This window comes from Vibrio sp. B181a (assembly GCF_030248375.1).
GTDB classification, from domain to species: domain Bacteria; phylum Pseudomonadota; class Gammaproteobacteria; order Enterobacterales; family Vibrionaceae; genus Vibrio; species Vibrio campbellii.
In genome coordinates, this window is sequence record NZ_JAHGAD010000006.1 from 20,838 (window position 1) to 38,836 (window position 17,999).

Genomic DNA, 17,999 nt, shown 5'->3' on the forward strand with positions numbered 1-17,999 from the left:
ATGAGCCGAGCACTACAAGGCATCGCCCACCACTTCGAAAAAGCCGGGTTAGCGGGCTACCTCGATGATCCAGCGGTCACCGAGCTCATGCTCAATCCCGACAAAACGCTGTGGATAGAAAAACAAGGTTGCCCGATGGCACGCGTTGGCACCGTCGCCCCCGAAGACGCCACCCGCATTCTTAATGCGTTGAGTGATTACCATCGCCAAACCGTGACGGTCAAACGTCCCATCTTAGAATGCGAGCTGCCCTTAGATGGCAGTCGATTCGAGGGGCTTGTTCCCCCACTGGTTGAAAATCCAAGTTTTGTGATACGCAAAAGAGCGACCCACATTTTTACCTTTGAGGACTACCTCCAGTCCGGCGCCATGACGCCAGAGGTCGCCGCGCACCTCATCAAGCTCATCGCGGCGCACCGAAACATCGTCACCGTAGGCGGAACCGGCTCAGGAAAAACCACGTTTGTGAACGCCTTGCTGCATCAAATCTCGCTGCTGTTTCCTGATGAACGCTTGGTCATTTTGGAAGACACCAATGAGCTGCAATGCCGCGCCCCCAATCATGTCATCAAACGAACGAGCGTCGAGGCCGATGTGACCATGAGAACGCTGCTGCGAACCACGCTGCGTTATCGTCCCGACCGCATCATCGTTGGCGAGGTTCGAGGCGGTGAAGCGCTGGATTTACTCAAAGCATGGAACACCGGACATCCTGGCGGGCTGGCCACCATTCATGCCGATTCTGCGCGCCAAGGGCTCGCCCGTTTTGAGCAATGCATTGGCGAGGTCTCGCCCCATCAAAATCCGACGTTGATCGCCAATAGCGTCCACGCACTGGTGTTCATGGCAAGAGACCACACTGGACAGCGCCGCGTGAGAGAGCTCGTTCAAGTCAATGGGTTTGATGGTGAGCGCTACGACACCACCACGTTATACGAAGACCAACAGGAGGCCACATGAGAACGCGCATCACTGCCGCTTTACTCCTTTTTAGCCATTCCGCTTTTGCCGCCAACAACAACGCCCTCGACACCATTCTTGATAAGTTCAACCACCTCACCGCCAGTTGGTCGCCCATCATCATTGATGCCGTGACGGGGCTGTTTTGGCTGCTGGTCACCCTCAGCTTTACGTGGTCTGCCATCTTGCTCTGGATGCATCAAAAAGGCCTCGATCATTTTGTTGCTGAGATGTTTGAGCGGGTGATCACCATTGGTTTTTCGGTTTATTTACTCAATAACGCCGTCCCTCTGGCTTGGACCATCATGCATTCTATTCAAGACGTCGCCACGCGCCTATCTGGGGGCACACAAGCGCTGACGCCTTCCAACATCGTTGAAATCGGCATGATGTTAGCCCAGCGAATATGGGAGTCGAGCTCAGGGTTCGATGTCGGAGAGTACATCATTATTGGCTTGTGCGGCCTTATCGTTTTAGTGGTCCTGGCACTGATAGCCGCTCAAATGACCATTCTTATCGTCGGCGCCTACGTCATATTAAATGGTGGGGTCGTCATGATGGGCTTTTTAGGCAGTGAATGGACACGTGAGCATGCCATCAACTACTTCACCACAGTGCTCGGCATGTCGGTGCAAATCTTCATCATGCAACTGTTGGTGATCATCGGTAATGACGTGTTCATCGGTTTTATTGATACGCCGTCAGAAGGCGCCGCGGACTACTTGATGATGGTGGTCATGTCCATCATCTATCTGGCCTTAGTCACGACCGTGCCCAATATGGCATCGAGTCTGACGACGGGACGATTTGTCTTTGATACCGGCCGCGCCGTCAACAGCGCGGCAGGCGCCGCTGGGGCGACCGCAGGCCTTGGCTTAGCCGCGTCCGCGTTACTCAAAGGTAGCGGCACAATGATGGCGAAACAACTGGCTAAGACGGGACTCGGCCAAAAAGCCCAAGGAGGAGTAGCGCAGCTATCCAAAACCGCACCGATGTTAAAAGGCGCCGCCACAGGCGCTGGCGCTTTAGTCAAAGGCGCGGACAAACTCGGCCAAGCCGCATTAGGCGCCATGGCGCAGCAAAGCCCGGTTGGACGCGCGTTCAGCGAGCTTGCCAAAAAAAGCGCGCTGCCCCCCAACAGCCATAAAAAAATGCACGCGGCGATGCACGCTTCGCCCTCCTCGGCAGGACTATCTCCAGACCAAGCGGCAATGCAAGCGGCGCAGCCTGTCACCACCACCTCAAATCATCAGGCTCTGAAAGCGCGATTGCAGCAGCAGCGCTCGCAGCACAGACCCTCTCGAAAAGCATAAGGGAACCCCACGATGTCAGAAAAAAATGACTACTCCATTTTATATCAGCGCGCCCGCGAAGAGTGGGATGAGCGCATCGGCAGCGCAGTGAAAGAAGCGCACGCTTGGAAGATGTTTGCGTTTTTAGCCCTGCTTGTGAGCGCCCTCGCCGTCGGCGGCGTCGGATATATCGGTGCGCAGTCTAAAATTAAGCCCTACGTGATTGGGGTGAAAAATGATGAGGAAATCATTGGCGTGGCCAGCGTCGAGAAGCTGCCCACCTCGCAGCTCGATGCACTCAAAGTCAGAGAGCTAGAGCAGTTTGTTGAAGACATACGCAGCGTGCTTTCTGATACCGAAGCGGCAGAAAAAGCCGTTCGACGCGCGTACGCCAAGCTTATCCCCAACTCCCCCGCTCAAACTCAAATCGCCGAAGCGTTTCAAAAAGAAAACCCATTTGAGAGAGCGACGCGAGAGCTGGTGAAGGTTGAAATTCAAAGCACACTGCCCCTATCCGACAGCACGTGGCAAATCGAATGGACAGAAACCGTCACCGACCGACAAGGGGCACTGCTCGATACGCCACGATTTAAAGCCACCATCAACACCCAAACGATACAGCCCCAGAACAAAACGCAGATGAAGCAAAATCCACTGGGTCTGTGGATCAACGCGTTCAACGATGTACAAATTAAGTAAGGAATGGATGATATGAATACGCCCTTTCTGCGCCTCACCTTATTAGGGGTGGCGCTCTGGAGCAGCGGCGCCCTAGCGAGCCGCGTCCCGGCCATCTCAACCAGCTCACTGATAGAGCTTGCCGCGCCGCTCAGTCCAACCGAGCAAGCGGGGGTTGAGATAGCCAAGCGATGGATAAACGGAACAGACAAGCCCATACGCGCCCCCGATGGCGCCGTCACCTACTTTTATGGCCGCGCTTTGCCGAGCGTCGTCTGCGCGCCGCTCAAAACCTGTGACATTCAGTTAGAGCCTGGCGAACAAATCAGCAAAAACGGCTTAAACGCCGGTGACACGGTCAGATGGAACTTCACCCCAACAGTGTCAGGTCAAGGCGCCCAAGCGGTGACACACATTTTAGTCAAGCCCACCGATGTCAATATTGAAACCACCTTGCAAATTGCCACCAATCGCCGCGCCTATCTGCTCAAGCTCACCGCCAAACACAACGACTGGATGCCTATCGTGAAATTCGACTATCCAGAAACGTTGCAAGTGGCCATGGACTCACTGTATGACCGCCAGCAAAGCGAGAAGCAATCCAAATCCATCGGCAATGGACTCAACATTGACGATCTCGATTTTGACTACGATATCGAAGGCAACGCAAAGTTTGCGCCCGTTCGCGTGTACAACAACAGCGTCAAAACCATATTGGAAATGCCTCGCAGTGTCGCCACCGGCAAGTTGCCCTCACTTTTGGTGATCAATGCCGGCCAGCGCGAGCTCATTAACTACCGATACCGGGATGGTAAGTTTGTCGTGGACGGCCTACCTGACCAAATCGCCCTCTTACTCGGCGCAGGCAAACATCAACAAACCGTGCTCATCAAGCGTAAGGGGGGAGCATGAAACAGTTTTGTCTCATCGTCATGTTACTGCTGGGCGGCTGCGCCAGTTACGAACCGGATCAATACGGCAATTACAATGATGTGGTGTTAACCCCAACGGAAATGCGTGCCATCAGCCAAGACATTGCGCTCTTTCTTCGTCAATCCGAAGGTGCAAGCCGGATAGTGAACCTCAACCATGATGGCAGCGATTTTGCCAATACCTTAATCGAGACGCTCAGGCGTCAGGGGCTTGGCGTCGCACAAGACAATGCCAGAGACTATTTAAGCCTCAATTATCGGGTGAAGCAGCTCAATCCGACTCAGTTTGCGGTCACCGCTATGCTCAGTGATGGCCGAATACTCTCGCGCATCTGGGTGGTCAGTAACCACCACCTTATTCCGCTCAAAACGCGGGCTTATGGGGTGACGTATGACTAAATTCAGCCTCAAGCAAAATCCGCTTTCTGGTGTGGGCTCGGTGCACATCAAAAAAAGCGTGAAAATCGCCGGACTGGTGCTGGCGGGTATGATGGTGGTGCTTGTGGTGTTGGTCATTGCTCAAAAAGGGCAGCGCGCCAGCGCCTCGGCGCCATCCGACACGCCAAGCACGGTCAACACCGCCACCACGGCGTCCTCTTTGGACTCTGTCTTGGCCAAAAAGCCCACCTCATCGGTGGTCAAACCCACACCGATAACCCCGGTTGAAACGGCGCCCGCCACACCGTCAGTTTCCCCCGAGCTCGCCGCGATGAAAAAGCGTCAACTGGCCGCGTTTGAGGCCAGACAAGCGATGCTAACCGAAGCGGTCTATTCAGGGATGAACATTCAGATTGACGACGCGGCGCTAAGGCAAACGACGGCGCCAGCGCCAAGCCGCGAGCTGACGATGGCGCAGCAAAGACTCGACCACGCCAAAAAACAAGCCATGTCAACGCCAAGCGGACAAGCGCTCAGCCAAGGCGGCGCCTTAGACACCACGCTCGCCAGTCAAGCCAGCAAAGACGCGTTTTTGGCAAGCACCCATCAAGCCGGGTATCTCACTGCGCGGCGTGAACTGCCTGCCAGTGAATACGAGCTCACCGTTGGCACGCTGATACCGGCCGCGCTTATCAGCGCCGTCAACTCGGACACACCCGGACACTTGGTGGCTCAAGTCAGTCAACACGTCTACGACAGCGCCACGGGTTCGGCCATCCTTATTCCACAAGGCACTCGGCTCTACGGCACGTACGACAGTCGAGTGGCGTATGGGCAACGTCGCCTTCCAGTGACGTGGTCACGTGTTAATTTCCCTGATGGAACAAAACTTGATATCGGCAACATGGCCAGCTTAGATGTCACCGGCATGAGCGGGTTAACCGGAGAGGTGAACAACCATTACTGGCGCCTGTTTGGACAATCCACCTTATTGGGCGGCATTTCAGGGTTCACACAAGCGGGGGTCAGTGATGGGGATGACGATTCACGCTCCACCGCCGAATCGGTGGCGGATGGGGTCACCCAGCAGTACGCCGAAACGGGCAACCTGCTCATTCGCAAAAACATGAACATCCAACCGACCATTGAAATCGACAACGCCGAGCCATTTTACATCATGGTAAGCCAAGACATCGTCTTGCCGCCTTACTCTTCCATTCGTTAGACACTTCGAGAATCTTTATGAAAACCATGCCTATCGCGATATTAGGAGGGCTCATCACATCTGCGTGTTGGGCGGCGCCCTCCGGCCATTTAAACGATAACCAGCTGGTCATCTCCGGCATACCAGCGCCGCTTCCCGCAAAAGACCATTCGGCCACGCTAAGGCGGGGGGCGGTAGACGTGAGAGACGATATTCAAACGCCTGCGCCTCAAATCGTCAATGTGGGAGAAAAAACCGTACAAAGAGTGAACGTCGAAAAGCGCAAACCCACCGGCTCACTTACTTCAACGCCAACCGTTTTACCCCCCATCACTCCGGCGCACACCAAGCCAACCACCTTCTTCATCAGTGCCAATGAAGCCCCGTACCGAGCCCTGTCTCGTTGGTTGCAAAAGAAAAACCTCACGAAAGTGGCGTTTTCACTGAGCGAAGAAGCGCAAGCCGCACTGCTTCGTCCGGTCAGCAGCAACCTTCATTTTACTGGCACCCTCCCGCAGTCTATTGAAGCGTTAGGTCAGCAGCTTGACATGCCGTTGCGCTTTGATGTGCAGCGTGGGATTGCGGCCATCCATACCCAGCCTGGAATGATTGATGTCCGATGGGTTCATGGTCGTTCGCTCAAAGAAGCCATTGCCAATCTTACCCGCGCCTATCAGTGGCATTGGCGAGAAGAAGGAGAACGACGCTCTTGGATGAGTGAGGATGATTACCCGTTAATGGCCGAGTACGGCATTGTGACACCGCGCGGCGCGTTTGACTTAGCGCTGGACACCGTACTTGAAGGCTACCCCGTTCGCGCAGAGCTTATTCCCGGCTCTCGCCAAATCTTTATCAGAGAGAGACAATGATGAAACCCGCTTACTTTATCCTGCTCATGTTTTCCGTTGTCATGACTGGCTGCGTCAGCCAAGATTATCTCGACCGAAAGGAAAATGCGAAGCACATTCAAAACACCATGGACACTGCACGTAACAAGGCGTCAACGCCACTGGGTAACGTGCAATACCTCAGCAAACCACCCGCCCTGCCGACGCCGATAAAAAAGGACACGTCGCCGCCATGGTTGCAGCAAAAAGTCAGAGTTAAGGCCGACAGATTGCCGCTATCACTGGTGTTATCGAGACTGCTTAGCGGCACCGAGGTCGATATCTCCTTCGATCCTGACGTCGACCCCAATCGCCCCGTCACCATCAACAGCGAGGCGTCCAGAAAGTCGATATTAAATCTGCTCAGTAGCGTGACGCAATATGGCCTCACGCCAGAAGAAAAGAAACTCACGGTTGGCTTTTATCAAACGGAAACCTTCGTGCTCACCCTGCCTTCTGGTGTCTATTCGGGGCAGCAAGGCAGTCAAAGCGAAAGCAGTGGCAGCGCACAAGAAGGTGAAAGCACAAAGGTGGACGGCCAGTACATCACGACCGGATACAATGAGGTCGATGTGGTGTCTGAGGTCGCCGACGCCCTCAAAGCGGTCCTGAATGACGAAAGTGAAGATGACGGCGAGCAATTAGTCGGCTCAGTCAAGGTGGTGCCCGGTCTGACCGCCATCACCGTGCGCACCACACCCAGTCGAATGGCGCAGGTGCATCGAGTGGTGGCGGCTTACCAAAAAGAGCTCGAAAAACAAGTGCTGCTCGATGTTCGCGTTCTGGAATTTCGCTCAAACCTTGGTAAAGACCAAGGCATCGATTGGGATCTCGTGAGAGATATTGGCGATGGCACGTTAAACTTCATCATTCCAGGGACATCGACCACCTCTGGCCTTATCAGCTCAGGCAGTGGTTTAGCGTTCCAAGGCTCTGGAAAATGGGATGGCACCACCGCCTTTATTAAAGCACTAGAACAACAAGGTACGGTATCAACAGATACCCCCATCAGCGTACTCACGCTCAGCGCCCAACCTGCTCGTATCTCGCAAACCGTTGATACCCCCTACCTTTCCGATATCTCTACCGACATCACCGACACCACCACCTCAACGAGCACGACACGCGGTAATGTGGTGGAAGGCATCGATATGATGGTCAATACCAACGTTAAAGATGACTTTGTCTGGATACGCACTGCTGGCAAGCTCACCAAAATCGCGGGCGACAGCACAGAAGTGGTGAACGAGGCCACCTTGCGCTTTATTTCCACGCGCAGCGCTGACTTATCATTCACCAACAAACTGCGCTATGGCCAAACGGTGGTGATTGGCTCAGTGAAGCAACAAACCCAAACCGCCAATAAATCCTCAAGCTTTGGCATTGATGGATTAGGGAGCCAAGCAAGCGGCCAAGAAACCGTTGAAACCTTAGTGCTACTGACCCCAAGGAGAGTGAAATAATGACCACATTCACCCCTACTCACGCGGTAATAAAGGCCGACACGCTCTCAAAATGGCAGCTTTCTCGTAAGCTGCCGGGCAAGTTTAGCCTGACCGTACAACGGGGCCATTGGCTAACCCGGTATGTGAGCCAAGAAGCGGGATTTGCGATAGCTGAGGCCTGGCTGCACAAGCTCGACAGCCATGCGCCTGACCATTGGTGTTTGATGGATAAACACGACCACGACCATGTTTTTTTCATGCAAGTGCGCAGTGGTGTGGTCCGAGAAGCCACCACGCTCAAAATAGACGACATCAACGCCGTCAAACTCTCTCTCAGTGAAAGGCTATATCTCACGCCAGCCGCAGAGGAGGAGCGTTGGCAGTCGTGGCCATGCGAAAGCGTGCCACCACTGGAAGAGCGCGATTGGCGACCTTACCCACTCAAACCCAACAAAAGCGCGACCTTTATTATCAGTGGCGCTTTTTTGATGGTTTGCCTGGCGCTGAGCGTGTGGCTGACCAGTGCGCCGCCTAAACCCGGCACGCCCCAGCCGCACGTGGTGGATGTGTATCAAGATTATCGCCACACCATGACCCAGGCGGTGAGCGCATCAGAGGGATTCAATGACGCGCTTTTGCTCACCAGCATGAGTGCCCTCGCCCCCTCTGGTTGGAACTTAAGCAAGGTGACCCTTCAAGGCCACACCATGGTCGCCATCATCGAGCGCGGTGACGACGGACTCATGTCAAGCGCGAGACACTACTTGGCAAGCCTCGACTCATCGGCGACGTCCATCTTGACCCTCGATGCGCTAACGCTCACCAAACCGGTGGAGGGGCATCTTAACCAGTGGCAAGACGAACTGGCGCCCTATTCACTTGGTTTTCAATTGGTCGATGTGCTCACTGGCCTCGGCTGGCATACCAGCAACAGCAACGAGAGCAAATCCGCTACCGCGAGCACCTTGGATGTCACGTTGAACAAAAACAGTGTCGCGCTCAGTGAGCTCCCCTCTTTAACCACCTTATTTCGTCCGTTGCCGCTGAGCCTTCAAGCGCTGACGCTCACCCCAAACACCGATGGTACTTACCGCGCAGTCATGCGCCTTCAATACATTGGAGAGTAATATGAAAATCACGAAAGCCCATATCCAGATTGGCATTCTGGTGATTGGCGGGCTCGTTGTTGCCACTCTTTGGCTGGCCAAAAATACGCCGACCTCGACGGCGCCACGCTCGATTGAAACGACAAAACCAAGCTGGGTCAATGCAAGCCCTGCGTCCCCGCCGCCACAGCCAGACAACGTCATAAGAAAGCCCAAACCCAAAAGCGTAAGCCCCGCGCTTGTCATCGATGCGAAGGCGCAGCAGCTCATTGACCGCTCAGAAACCTTAGCGCTGGCCAAGCTTGATGCCAACATCGCCGAGCAGCAGGCCAGAGCGCGCAAAGCAACGCGCAGTGAGCCGTCACAAGAGCGCGCTGACTACGTGCCGGCCATCTCGGTGATTGATGATTACGCCCCACCGAGGGCGCCATCAAAAACCCGCACCTTAAAGGCCATTGACCGCTTCACGCTCAGTGGCCTTTTTGTTGACGAGCAAGAAGCGAGCGCCTATCTGAGCTTTGATGGCGGCGCGCCAGTGCGAGTCCGTGAAGGGCAAAGCATTCAAGGTGTGCGTATTACCCACATCAATGCCAATGGGGTTCGACTCATGCAAGGCATCCAAGCCAAAGTGTTAGAAGGTGGACTATGAATCACTTACCAAAGCTCACCAAAGCTGAGGCAGAGACGTTATTAACGCTGTGTCGCGATGATGGTTACACCATCGTCGCAGACGACCTCACCATACAAACCGCGAACCCACACGCGCCCAATCTTGGCCGCATCGTTGATCTGCTGCAAGGCAGCGAAGCAATGTTAGGCAAGTCAGTCATGATTGAAGAAGTGCCTCAAAGCGTCATCGATAACACGCTTTCTACCTTCACTGACGAGCAAAGAAAGGAAGGGATGACACAAGAGGCGACCAATACGGTGGAGCGGTTACTGCTGGCCCTGTGCCAAACCGCCGTCAATGAAAATAGCTCCGATGTCCATGTGCTCACCACCGCAGAAAGTACCTTGTTCTTGATCCGCAGTGTGGGCGTCAGGCGCGTGATCAGCCGCTTTCATAACCAGCAAAGCGCGCAAAATCAACCTCGCCAAGTCGGGCTTTCCTTGATGGACTATGTGTTCTCCGAGCTTGGCGGACAAGACATCAAATACACCATGCCCGCGCAAGACCGTTTTGAGGTCACGCTGACGGTCAATAACGAGCTGCGCGTGTTTGAGTGGCGAGCGGCGCTTATTCCAACCGCAGAAGGACCAAAGCTCACTCTGCGCTGCCTGACACCTCGCGATAAAGCGCTGTCTTTGGAGGACATGGATTTACCCGCGCCTTATTTAAGCACACTGATAGCGATGATCCACAAACGCCAAGGCGGAATAATCATCACCGGCCCAATGGGCTCAGGGAAAAGCTCACTGGTCTATGCGCTCCTCGAAAAAGTGGATCGCATTGCACGTAACGTGCATTCCTTAGAAGACCCCGTTGAGTTTTCACAGCCGTTCGTCAGCAAAACCCAAGTGCAACCTGACGTCGAAACGGTGGAAGGCTCAGGCGTTAAGCTCGACTACGCCTTTTACTGTAAAGAGACGCTGCGTCATGACGTTGACATCTCTAACATCGGTGAAATTCGCGATAACCCGACGGCCGCCGAATTTTGTCGTAAAGCCGAAACCGGCGGCTTGGCGCTGGCCACGCTGCACACCAACAGTGCGCTCGGCGTCCCTCAGACCTTCATACAACAACTCAAAATGCCCGCCGCCATCATTGGTGCGCCCGACCTGATGGCGCTGTTTGTTCACGTGAAACTGATCAGAAAACTGTGTGACTGCGCGTTTGAATTTAGCCAGCACGACAGCGACGAGGTGATCAGTGCTTATCGCGATGCAAATGCAAGCGACAAGCTTGCGCTTAAAGTGCGTCAACTTAAGCAGCTTTGTCATGAAGAGGAGCTAAAGAGCGTCAAACTCTTAAATCCGAAAGGCTGTGATAGATGCACTGGGGATGGCGCAGTGATTGGTGAAATAGGCCGCCTTGTGGTCATGGAGATGATTATTCTCGATGACAAAGACCGAGCGTTTATCGTCAAAGAAGACGATTTAGGGTGGAAAGCGCATCTGCAAAGTCAAGGATGGCCCGACATCAAACAGCACTGTAAATCTCGCATTGTCCGGGGGCAAGTGGACATTTTATCCGCCTCTGAGCAAGTGGATGACCTCGTTCCAACGCCGGTCAGTGACACCTATCGCGCACTCAAGGAGGCATTATGACGCTACTTGGTCGAACCCTTGAGCAGTGGCTGTTTAGCGACAAAGAAAGGCTCGCCTTTTTACAGCAGTGGCAAAAAGCCGATAAGTACAACCTCACCACCAAAGAGTTTTGCCAATCTCTTGTCGATAATGGCACGCCAACCTTCCAGACCATTGGTCTTGCGGGAAAAGCGGCGCCAAAGCAAGGAAAACGCTTTGTCGATGTGCTGGAAGGCTGGTTTCCGAGTGTGGTGTTAAGCTCCATCCGCGCGGCAGAAAGCGCCGGTCAACGAGGCGTTGGCATTCAGACCGCCATCGAGCAATTGCAAGGCGGGGAAAACATTGTCACCAAACTGGTTCAAATGCTGGCCTTCCCTTATGGCTTAACGGTGGGCACGGGGCTCTACGGCGTGTACATCGCCGATAAGATGTTAAGCGCCGTAGAGCATGCCGATGGGATTGGGTTAACGGTTCGCAATCTCGTGGCGGGGTATGGCCCACTTGTCGCGATATTGTCCGCGTGTTTACTCGTGGCCTTAGCCATTGCGCTGCCAAACTGGGCTGGCCCGAGCCGACATATCACGAACCGATGGCCGCTGTTTTCACTTTATCGCGCGGCAGTGGCCGCGACGTTACTGAAAACCTTAGCCAACCTCACTCAATGTGGCATGAAACTTAGCGATGCCCTCACCCAAGCTGAAATTCGCAACAGTGCGTTTGCCAAGATGCACATTCAAGCCATGAAAGACCAGAGTATCGGACAAAGTAATTTGGGGCATATTCTCGATACGCAGTTACTGCTTCCAGACGAACTCAGTGCCATGAAGGTACTGGGTGAGCGCGTCAATTACACCGAACTGCTCAGTCAAAGTGGCGCAAACCATAGCCAGCATGTCGATAAGCAAATCGCCAAGATGAAACTCTGGCTTCCCAAAGCCGGATTGGTCATCACCATTTTGGTGCTGGGCTCACTCGTTATCAGCGCCGCCTATCAACTCTACCTCAGTTTTCAATAAGGAAAAAACAGCATGACATACACAAATCCAACCTCTCGAAAAAAAACGCCACAGGACAATACGGATGAACCCGTGACAGTAAAGCAGACGCATACCCCGTCGTCTGCGCCACCTTCATTTAAAAAGCAATTGGGCGCCTCACTCATGGACTTCATTTTTTGGATGGGTCTCGCGGCCTTGGTGCTCGCCGGTATCGTTGCCATGGCGTCATCTGGGAAAGGACAACTGAAAGTCAACACCACCCTCACGGAAGTGAGTGAAATTCGCCAGGGCGCCGATGCTTGGGTCGGCGCGGGCACCGATACGACCGGCGTGAGCTTGACCGAAATCTGTAAAAAAGGCTACGGCTACAGTAAAGCGACGTGGTGCAGTGCGAACCAATTTGGTGGCACGTACACGGTCACCACCAGTGCCAACAAATCGTTCATTGACATCACCATCAGCAACGTCGATGCCGAAAACATCCTGGCACTGGCCAACAAACTGGCGCCGGTGAGCTCAGAACGCTGTCCAAAAGCGGACTCAAGCTGCACGAGCATTAAAACCTCTGGCTCTGACATCACTGTGACCATGTAATGCAGCGCCAAACTGGCGCCTCTGTGATCTCGTTTTTATTTGCGTTTGCGATAGCCGGCGGTGCGCTGGCTATCACCGTCGCCTTAAGCAGTAGCCTATTGCGACAAGGCGCATTACGAGAAGATTTTTCCTCGGCCATGACGGATGTGTTTACTTATACGGAGCACGCCATCAGTGCGCAATGGGAAGCGTCTGGCTGCCGCGCCCAGCTTATCTCGCCAACGGTGTCGCAATTAGTCAATGACTACGATGCGCCCCGTTACTTATTAACCACCCCTTACGCTATCGCTATCGACCTTCAAACCTCCCCAGGGTCAACATTCAGTGTCGGCATCAAAGTCACCGTCAGCCTCCCACAAGGGATGACGGGTTACTCACTGAAAAAGCCCGCTATGCGGGTCGCACAAGACGTATTTATCACAGGCCGTCGCCTGACACTTTATCGGTCGATGGCCACCATTCAATCCCAGCTGCAACTTCAGTATTTCGATGGTGAAAACGGCTGTATGCAACAGGACTTTTTATGATGAAACACCAACGAGGTCTTGGTCTTCTTGATGTGTTATTTGCTATCGCGTTGCTTGGCCTTGTGTATGCCGGCGTCGCAAAGTGGGCCCTCATCAACAAAGAAAAAAACGCGGCTCAAGACTACCGTAACCGGATTGAGCATGTCGTCGAAGCTCTGCAGAAGTACCAATACCAACAAAAGACCATTAAGCCCCCCGTCGCCGTGATTGACCAGTTTCCAACCAACCTTAACGATCTGGTGACCCCAGACGAACAGTTTTGGATCAACTGCACCGCGGCCGATGAAGCCGCAAGACGCTGCGTCAGACCGGACTACTTGCCTTGGTCTTCGCTACGTATTGGGTATGAGGCGGGCAGAAAAACCGTCACCATCGGCTCGGATTTAAGAGACATCGCTTATGCCCAGTTAACATTCCCACTGTCTGGCAGCGCCATCGCGCCCATCTATCGAGCAAAATGGGCTACCGAACTGCTCAAGGTGCCTTATGCCAAGGCACTCAGTAACGGCGATATTACTGTCATGGTTTATGACCCGCTCCTTTCACAGCTTTACGATGAGTTCTTGCAACGTGATGGCAGCGTTCAGCTCACTGACGACTGGGATGTAGGCGGGGATTACGGCATAACCAACACCAAAGAAGTCACCATCCTTAATTCTGACGGTACTCAAAAGGTTATTAGCCATGGCTTAGTCGATATCTACACAGTCAAGCATCAGGACTGGGTTATAAAGCCATCTTGCCCAACGGGAACTCAGCCTTACATAGCACTTGGTATTGGGAATATCTATATCAGCAAAGAATTTGAGCTCACCGGAAGCCAAAAACCTTACCTGCTTAGCGAGCGTGCTGACGCATGGCAAGTGGGATTAGAAGTCCGAGTTAAATCTCTAATAACCGGAGATTTATCTATCCGAAATGAAGGCGAAGTAACCGCTTTCACTCAATGTAAATAACCAAGGAGAACCATTCAATGAAACATCTATTATTAATGATCGTTTCAGCACTGTGCCTCAACACCAGTGCTCTGGCTAAAGTGACTGTCGAAGACGCCATAGAATCCAACCGACCGTATGCGGAAGCAAATGGTGCGGTTCATATCCCTCCAGATGATAGAGGACTTAGCGGCGCTGAGTTTGATCCAGATGCATCAGAAAACGGAGAGTTTGGAACCTGGGCAACATTCACAGGAAACCCTTACTACATCGAGTCTTCAATGATGTTCAAGGGAGACCCGACAGGACAGCAGTGCACCCCTAAAGGCTCTTATGGCAGCCAAGATTATGAAGATTGCACACACGTTGGAAATGGCGACTTTGATTGTGATATCCGCACCAAATACTACGAGTGCGAGTAGCCGTTAATACACCTTCAAAAGCGCCGTATTTTGACGGCGCTTCTTTTCAAGAATCAAGTATGCCGATCGATCATAAAAATGCGTTTTATAGAACAAATGATCATAGATAAAACAAGATGTTAATATCGTTTCATATGGTTAAATTTGATACAATTCGACTAAAGAAGGAACTCGATTTAGGATAAATTATGCTCAACAAAACTTTTACGTTCATCTCTTTTGCTCTTTTATCCAGTCAAGCGTTTGCGGTTGAAAACGGAACTCCCATAGACTGGTCACAACACGATAATGCGGTTCGATTCGACAGCCAACAAACCGGGCGTCAAGGTTTATGTAGCGGCACCATCATTGCGGGGCGCTACGTGCTAACCGCGGCCCATTGCTTATTAGAAGAAGAACTTGATAGCTTTACTACTGCCGTTGAAAAAAACCACTCATCCGCTAGCTATGTAGTACACGATAATTACTTCGAAGATGAGAGTTTTTCCAGTGAAGATGCTGGATTGGTTATCACGAGCACACTCATTGATTATCACGCCATTCAATTTTTCAACATTCAAGAACACCACAAAGGTGATGCCATCACTGTCATGGGTTTTGGTGGCACCATTGATACACTCAATGCAACCTCCCTAACATTCAGCCACTATCATTGGGCAGACAACTTTTCTATGTATGCTGATGTGGTAAATATTGACTCTCATACAACCACCGGGGACTCCGGTTCTGCATGGACCATCAATAATGAGATCGTCGCAGTACATAACGGTAGTATTTTCAACTCTTCAACGAATGAGCGGCCAACTTATGGTACGGACATTCGCGCTCTACAAGACTTCTTAACGAGCAACATTGATGGATGGCATTACCCAACCTTAGTCGATGCGAATGGAAGAACGACCATCACCGTACAATCTCTACACCAAGGCAGTGTCATCGATTCTGCTTATACAGAGGGCGATGTCACACTCCTTACTCACGAGAGTACCTGTATAACGAAAGGGACAATTTCACCTTTTGAGCAGTGCACGTACGTCATTGAAAGCAATGGTGATGAAGGGAAACTGTTCTTGTCTAACTCTGAATCGGTTCACATCAACAAGCCAGAAGACAATGCCGGTGGCGGAAGTTCTGGCGGTGACAGTGGCGGTTCTTTGGGATTTTGGAGCCTACTCTTACTGAGTATTGCCTCACTACGCCGTAAGTACTAAGATTTCGGATTCATTTGATATTGGCCAGCGCTCACGCTGGCCTTTTTATTGGGTAAGTAAATCTCTACACACCAACTTATCCACAAAAAATATGAACAACTTAGGGATAACTTATGCAAGATACTGATATTAAGCGCTTAACGCCTCCGCCTTTGATTGACCGCTCGGCCATCATCGAACTGATACAAAAAGAGCTCGTCAATTCACCGGAAGACCCTAAGTTCGATTGGATACTCCCTTTGATTCAGAGCACCCTCACTGAGTCAGTTCTCATCCATACCTATGGCAATCAAACCCAAGCGGCGGCGATACTGGGGATACATAAAGGCACGCTGCGTCGATATTATCGAGCACACGCTCATTGGAAAAACAAGAAGGCCAATCAGAGTCAAAACTAACGCTCACCTGCGCCGACGATAAATCACCACGGCATAACCGATGATTAATATCATCAGTCCCGCAGCGACATGAAACCTTGTTGTTGACCACCAAGGTTCGCTGATTAACGCTTCTGTGTCATAAAAAATGGCTAGGTAGTTCAACACTGGTACAAAGCCGAGATAGAAAAAGACGCCAGAGATGGGCAGAAGATATTCCGCCAATGGGTTATGGAACAAGATAAACACAAGAAGCGCAAATGCTATGGTATGGATGTTCAGCATTTCTAATGTCACATCAAAAGGGATGCCAACCCACTGCTTAAAACCATTAGCAAGAAGCAAAAAGTACAAGCCTAGCCCCCCAACAGTCACCCATACCCAATATTGTTGCTTGTGTTTCCCCATCGACGTCTCCGCATTCTTTTATGATAAGTGTAGCGTAGCTACCCGAGCCATCACCTTGTTTTAACGACATAAAAAAACCTCGAACCGAAGTCCGAGGTAGATGCGGAATAATAAGTACATCAATAAAGAGTAACAAGAAGCGATTTTCTAATAGGGCCAAGAAAATCGAGACCTATTGTACCCATCCGTTATATTGCCGTGTTAATCGTATGTCATTTTATTCACAGTTTATCTTATTATTCCCTAGCCATCAGGGAGCGCTTAGAAACATGAAAACCAACGTTTTTCTCACGACGTTTATTGGACTGAGCCTAGTCTACATTCTGGGATTTCGCATTAATTTAACCTCTTCCTATCCGCTAGGTGTGTACCAAATCACGACTTCCCCGCCCTACCAGCGGGGTGAACTGGTCTCTTTCTGTCCCCCTAGTGGCAACGCAATAAACCTTGCTTTAGAGCGAGGCTATGTAAAGCACGGCACCTGCTCAAGTGGCAGCACACCACTCATCAAGAAAATCATGGCCACTCAAGGCGACACCATTACCTTCGATAGTGTTATCAGCATAAACGGTGAAGCACTCACGCAATACCCAATCCATGCTGCAGATAGTCTTCATCGAACATTACCTAAGCCTCAAGACCTCACTCTGAATAAAGGCGAAGTCTTGCTGCTTTCAGATTTCGCTCCCTTTGAGAGCTTCGATGGCCGCTACTTTGGCGCCGTTAGCACTGAGGCCATTCTCGGGCGGGCAACACCCATACTGACTTTTAAAGGAGGTTAGCTTCCTATGATAGACATCACCCCATACACCGACTGCATTTATCAAGTCCACCCGACCACCATCGAACAAGTCATAAAAAACGAATCGAGCTTCAAACCCTTCGCAATCAACGTCAATAAGCTTCCAGGTCATAGCCCACCCAAATTTAAACAGCCGAGAACAAAAGAGGAAGCCATCGACTTGGCGAACTACTACCTCTCTCTTGGCCACTCTGTTGATTTGGGCCTGATGCAAATCAACACAAGCAACCTCAAGGCTTACGGCGTCACAATTGAAGAGATGTTTACCCCCTGCAAAAACATCCAGATTGGCTCCAAAATTCTTCATGAAAGCTACCAACGCGCACTGAAAATAAATCCAGAGCCGGGCGCTGCGCTGCAAATCGCGCTCTCCTATTACAACACTGGCAATCCTAACCGCGGCTTTAGAAATGGATACGTCAAAAAGTACATCAACAGCAGCATCACCCGACGTGTACGCGCAGCACCATCCAGTATCTCAACTCAAGGGCTTTATGATTAGCGCCAGATTTGGGCTGAACATTTCATGGAAATCGCGCTTGTAGAAGGCGCGAAATCCTAACAACTTCCGCTCTTCTCTAACAACATCAAGGATG

General features: G+C 51.9%; 21 protein-coding genes. 20 read left to right on the plus strand and 1 reads right to left on the minus strand.

The window, feature by feature from the left end:
- The 18 genes from trbB (at position 1) to KIO97_RS01880 (ending at position 16,214) form a co-directional block, all read left to right on the plus strand.
- On the plus strand, positions 1-960 hold the full coding sequence (gene trbB, locus KIO97_RS01795; RefSeq protein ID WP_285380694.1) for a P-type conjugative transfer ATPase TrbB: 960 nt from the start codon (positions 1-3) through the stop codon (positions 958-960).
- Positions 957-2,273 (plus strand): P-type conjugative transfer protein TrbL, encoded by a 1,317-nt coding sequence (gene trbL / locus KIO97_RS01800; protein ID WP_285380696.1) that lies wholly within the window; start codon positions 957-959, stop codon positions 2,271-2,273. The genes trbB and trbL overlap by 4 nt, the downstream gene beginning before the upstream one ends.
- A gap of 12 nt (positions 2,274-2,285) precedes the next feature.
- Positions 2,286-2,951 carry a VirB8/TrbF family protein gene (locus KIO97_RS01805; RefSeq protein ID WP_285380698.1) on the plus strand — a complete coding sequence of 222 codons (666 nt, stop codon included), beginning with the start codon at positions 2,286-2,288 and terminating at the stop codon, positions 2,949-2,951.
- A 12-nt stretch (positions 2,952-2,963) separates the two neighbouring features.
- Positions 2,964-3,842, plus strand: a complete 879-nt coding sequence (gene trbG / locus KIO97_RS01810; RefSeq protein WP_080637468.1) for a P-type conjugative transfer protein TrbG — start codon at positions 2,964-2,966, stop codon at positions 3,840-3,842.
- Positions 3,839-4,261 carry a hypothetical protein gene (locus tag KIO97_RS01815; protein ID WP_285380700.1) on the plus strand — a complete coding sequence of 141 codons (423 nt, stop codon included), beginning with the start codon at positions 3,839-3,841 and terminating at the stop codon, positions 4,259-4,261. Before trbG ends, KIO97_RS01815 begins: the two co-directional genes overlap by 4 nt.
- Entirely contained in the window at positions 4,254-5,465 is a 1,212-nt protein-coding gene (locus KIO97_RS01820; RefSeq protein ID WP_285380702.1) for a TrbI/VirB10 family protein, read from the plus strand. The genes KIO97_RS01815 and KIO97_RS01820 overlap by 8 nt, the downstream gene beginning before the upstream one ends.
- A 179-nt stretch (positions 5,466-5,644) precedes the next feature.
- Positions 5,645-6,313 (plus strand): hypothetical protein, encoded by a 669-nt coding sequence (locus tag KIO97_RS01825; protein WP_285380704.1) that lies wholly within the window; start codon positions 5,645-5,647, stop codon positions 6,311-6,313.
- Between the two features lie 248 nt (positions 6,314-6,561).
- A complete protein-coding gene (locus KIO97_RS01830) occupies positions 6,562-7,794 on the plus strand; it encodes a type II secretion system protein GspD (RefSeq protein ID WP_285380706.1) in 1,233 nt (410 codons plus the stop codon).
- Positions 7,794-8,903, plus strand: a complete 1,110-nt coding sequence (locus KIO97_RS01835; RefSeq protein WP_285380708.1) for a hypothetical protein — start codon at positions 7,794-7,796, stop codon at positions 8,901-8,903. The genes KIO97_RS01830 and KIO97_RS01835 overlap by 1 nt, the downstream gene beginning before the upstream one ends.
- 1 nt (position 8,904) lies before the next feature.
- A complete protein-coding gene (locus KIO97_RS01840) occupies positions 8,905-9,531 on the plus strand; it encodes a hypothetical protein (RefSeq protein WP_285380709.1) in 627 nt (208 codons plus the stop codon).
- On the plus strand, positions 9,528-11,150 hold the full coding sequence (locus KIO97_RS01845; RefSeq protein ID WP_285380711.1) for a GspE/PulE family protein: 1,623 nt from the start codon (positions 9,528-9,530) through the stop codon (positions 11,148-11,150). The genes KIO97_RS01840 and KIO97_RS01845 overlap by 4 nt, the downstream gene beginning before the upstream one ends.
- Positions 11,147-12,145 carry a hypothetical protein gene (locus KIO97_RS01850; protein ID WP_285380714.1) on the plus strand — a complete coding sequence of 333 codons (999 nt, stop codon included), beginning with the start codon at positions 11,147-11,149 and terminating at the stop codon, positions 12,143-12,145. Before KIO97_RS01845 ends, KIO97_RS01850 begins: the two co-directional genes overlap by 4 nt.
- A gap of 201 nt (positions 12,146-12,346) precedes the next feature.
- On the plus strand, positions 12,347-12,721 hold the full coding sequence (locus KIO97_RS01855; protein ID WP_285380715.1) for a hypothetical protein: 375 nt from the start codon (positions 12,347-12,349) through the stop codon (positions 12,719-12,721).
- On the plus strand, positions 12,721-13,248 hold the full coding sequence (locus KIO97_RS01860; RefSeq protein WP_285380717.1) for a hypothetical protein: 528 nt from the start codon (positions 12,721-12,723) through the stop codon (positions 13,246-13,248). The genes KIO97_RS01855 and KIO97_RS01860 overlap by 1 nt, the downstream gene beginning before the upstream one ends.
- Positions 13,245-14,204, plus strand: a complete 960-nt coding sequence (locus KIO97_RS01865) for a type II secretion system protein (RefSeq protein ID WP_285380719.1) — start codon at positions 13,245-13,247, stop codon at positions 14,202-14,204. Before KIO97_RS01860 ends, KIO97_RS01865 begins: the two co-directional genes overlap by 4 nt.
- Before the next feature lie 17 nt (positions 14,205-14,221).
- A complete protein-coding gene (locus KIO97_RS01870) occupies positions 14,222-14,605 on the plus strand; it encodes a hypothetical protein (RefSeq protein WP_104036753.1) in 384 nt (127 codons plus the stop codon).
- A gap of 188 nt (positions 14,606-14,793) precedes the next feature.
- Positions 14,794-15,816, plus strand: coding sequence for a serine protease (locus tag KIO97_RS01875; RefSeq protein WP_285380721.1), 1,023 nt, complete (start codon positions 14,794-14,796; stop codon positions 15,814-15,816).
- Positions 15,817-15,929: 113 nt separating this feature from the next.
- Positions 15,930-16,214, plus strand: a complete 285-nt coding sequence (locus tag KIO97_RS01880; RefSeq protein WP_102388090.1) for a helix-turn-helix domain-containing protein — start codon at positions 15,930-15,932, stop codon at positions 16,212-16,214.
- 3 nt (positions 16,215-16,217) lie between these two features.
- On the opposite strand, the gene KIO97_RS01885 is transcribed toward KIO97_RS01880, so the two are convergent.
- Entirely contained in the window at positions 16,218-16,601 is a 384-nt protein-coding gene (locus KIO97_RS01885; protein ID WP_285380722.1) for a hypothetical protein, read from the minus strand.
- A gap of 269 nt (positions 16,602-16,870) precedes the next feature.
- On the opposite strand from KIO97_RS01885, the gene traF reads away from it, so the two are divergent.
- A complete protein-coding gene (gene traF / locus KIO97_RS01890; RefSeq protein ID WP_285380724.1) occupies positions 16,871-17,383 on the plus strand; it encodes a conjugative transfer signal peptidase TraF in 513 nt (170 codons plus the stop codon).
- Positions 17,384-17,389: 6 nt separating this feature from the next.
- Entirely contained in the window at positions 17,390-17,905 is a 516-nt protein-coding gene (locus KIO97_RS01895; RefSeq protein WP_285380726.1) for a lytic transglycosylase domain-containing protein, read from the plus strand.
- Positions 17,906-17,999 lie beyond the last annotated feature (94 nt).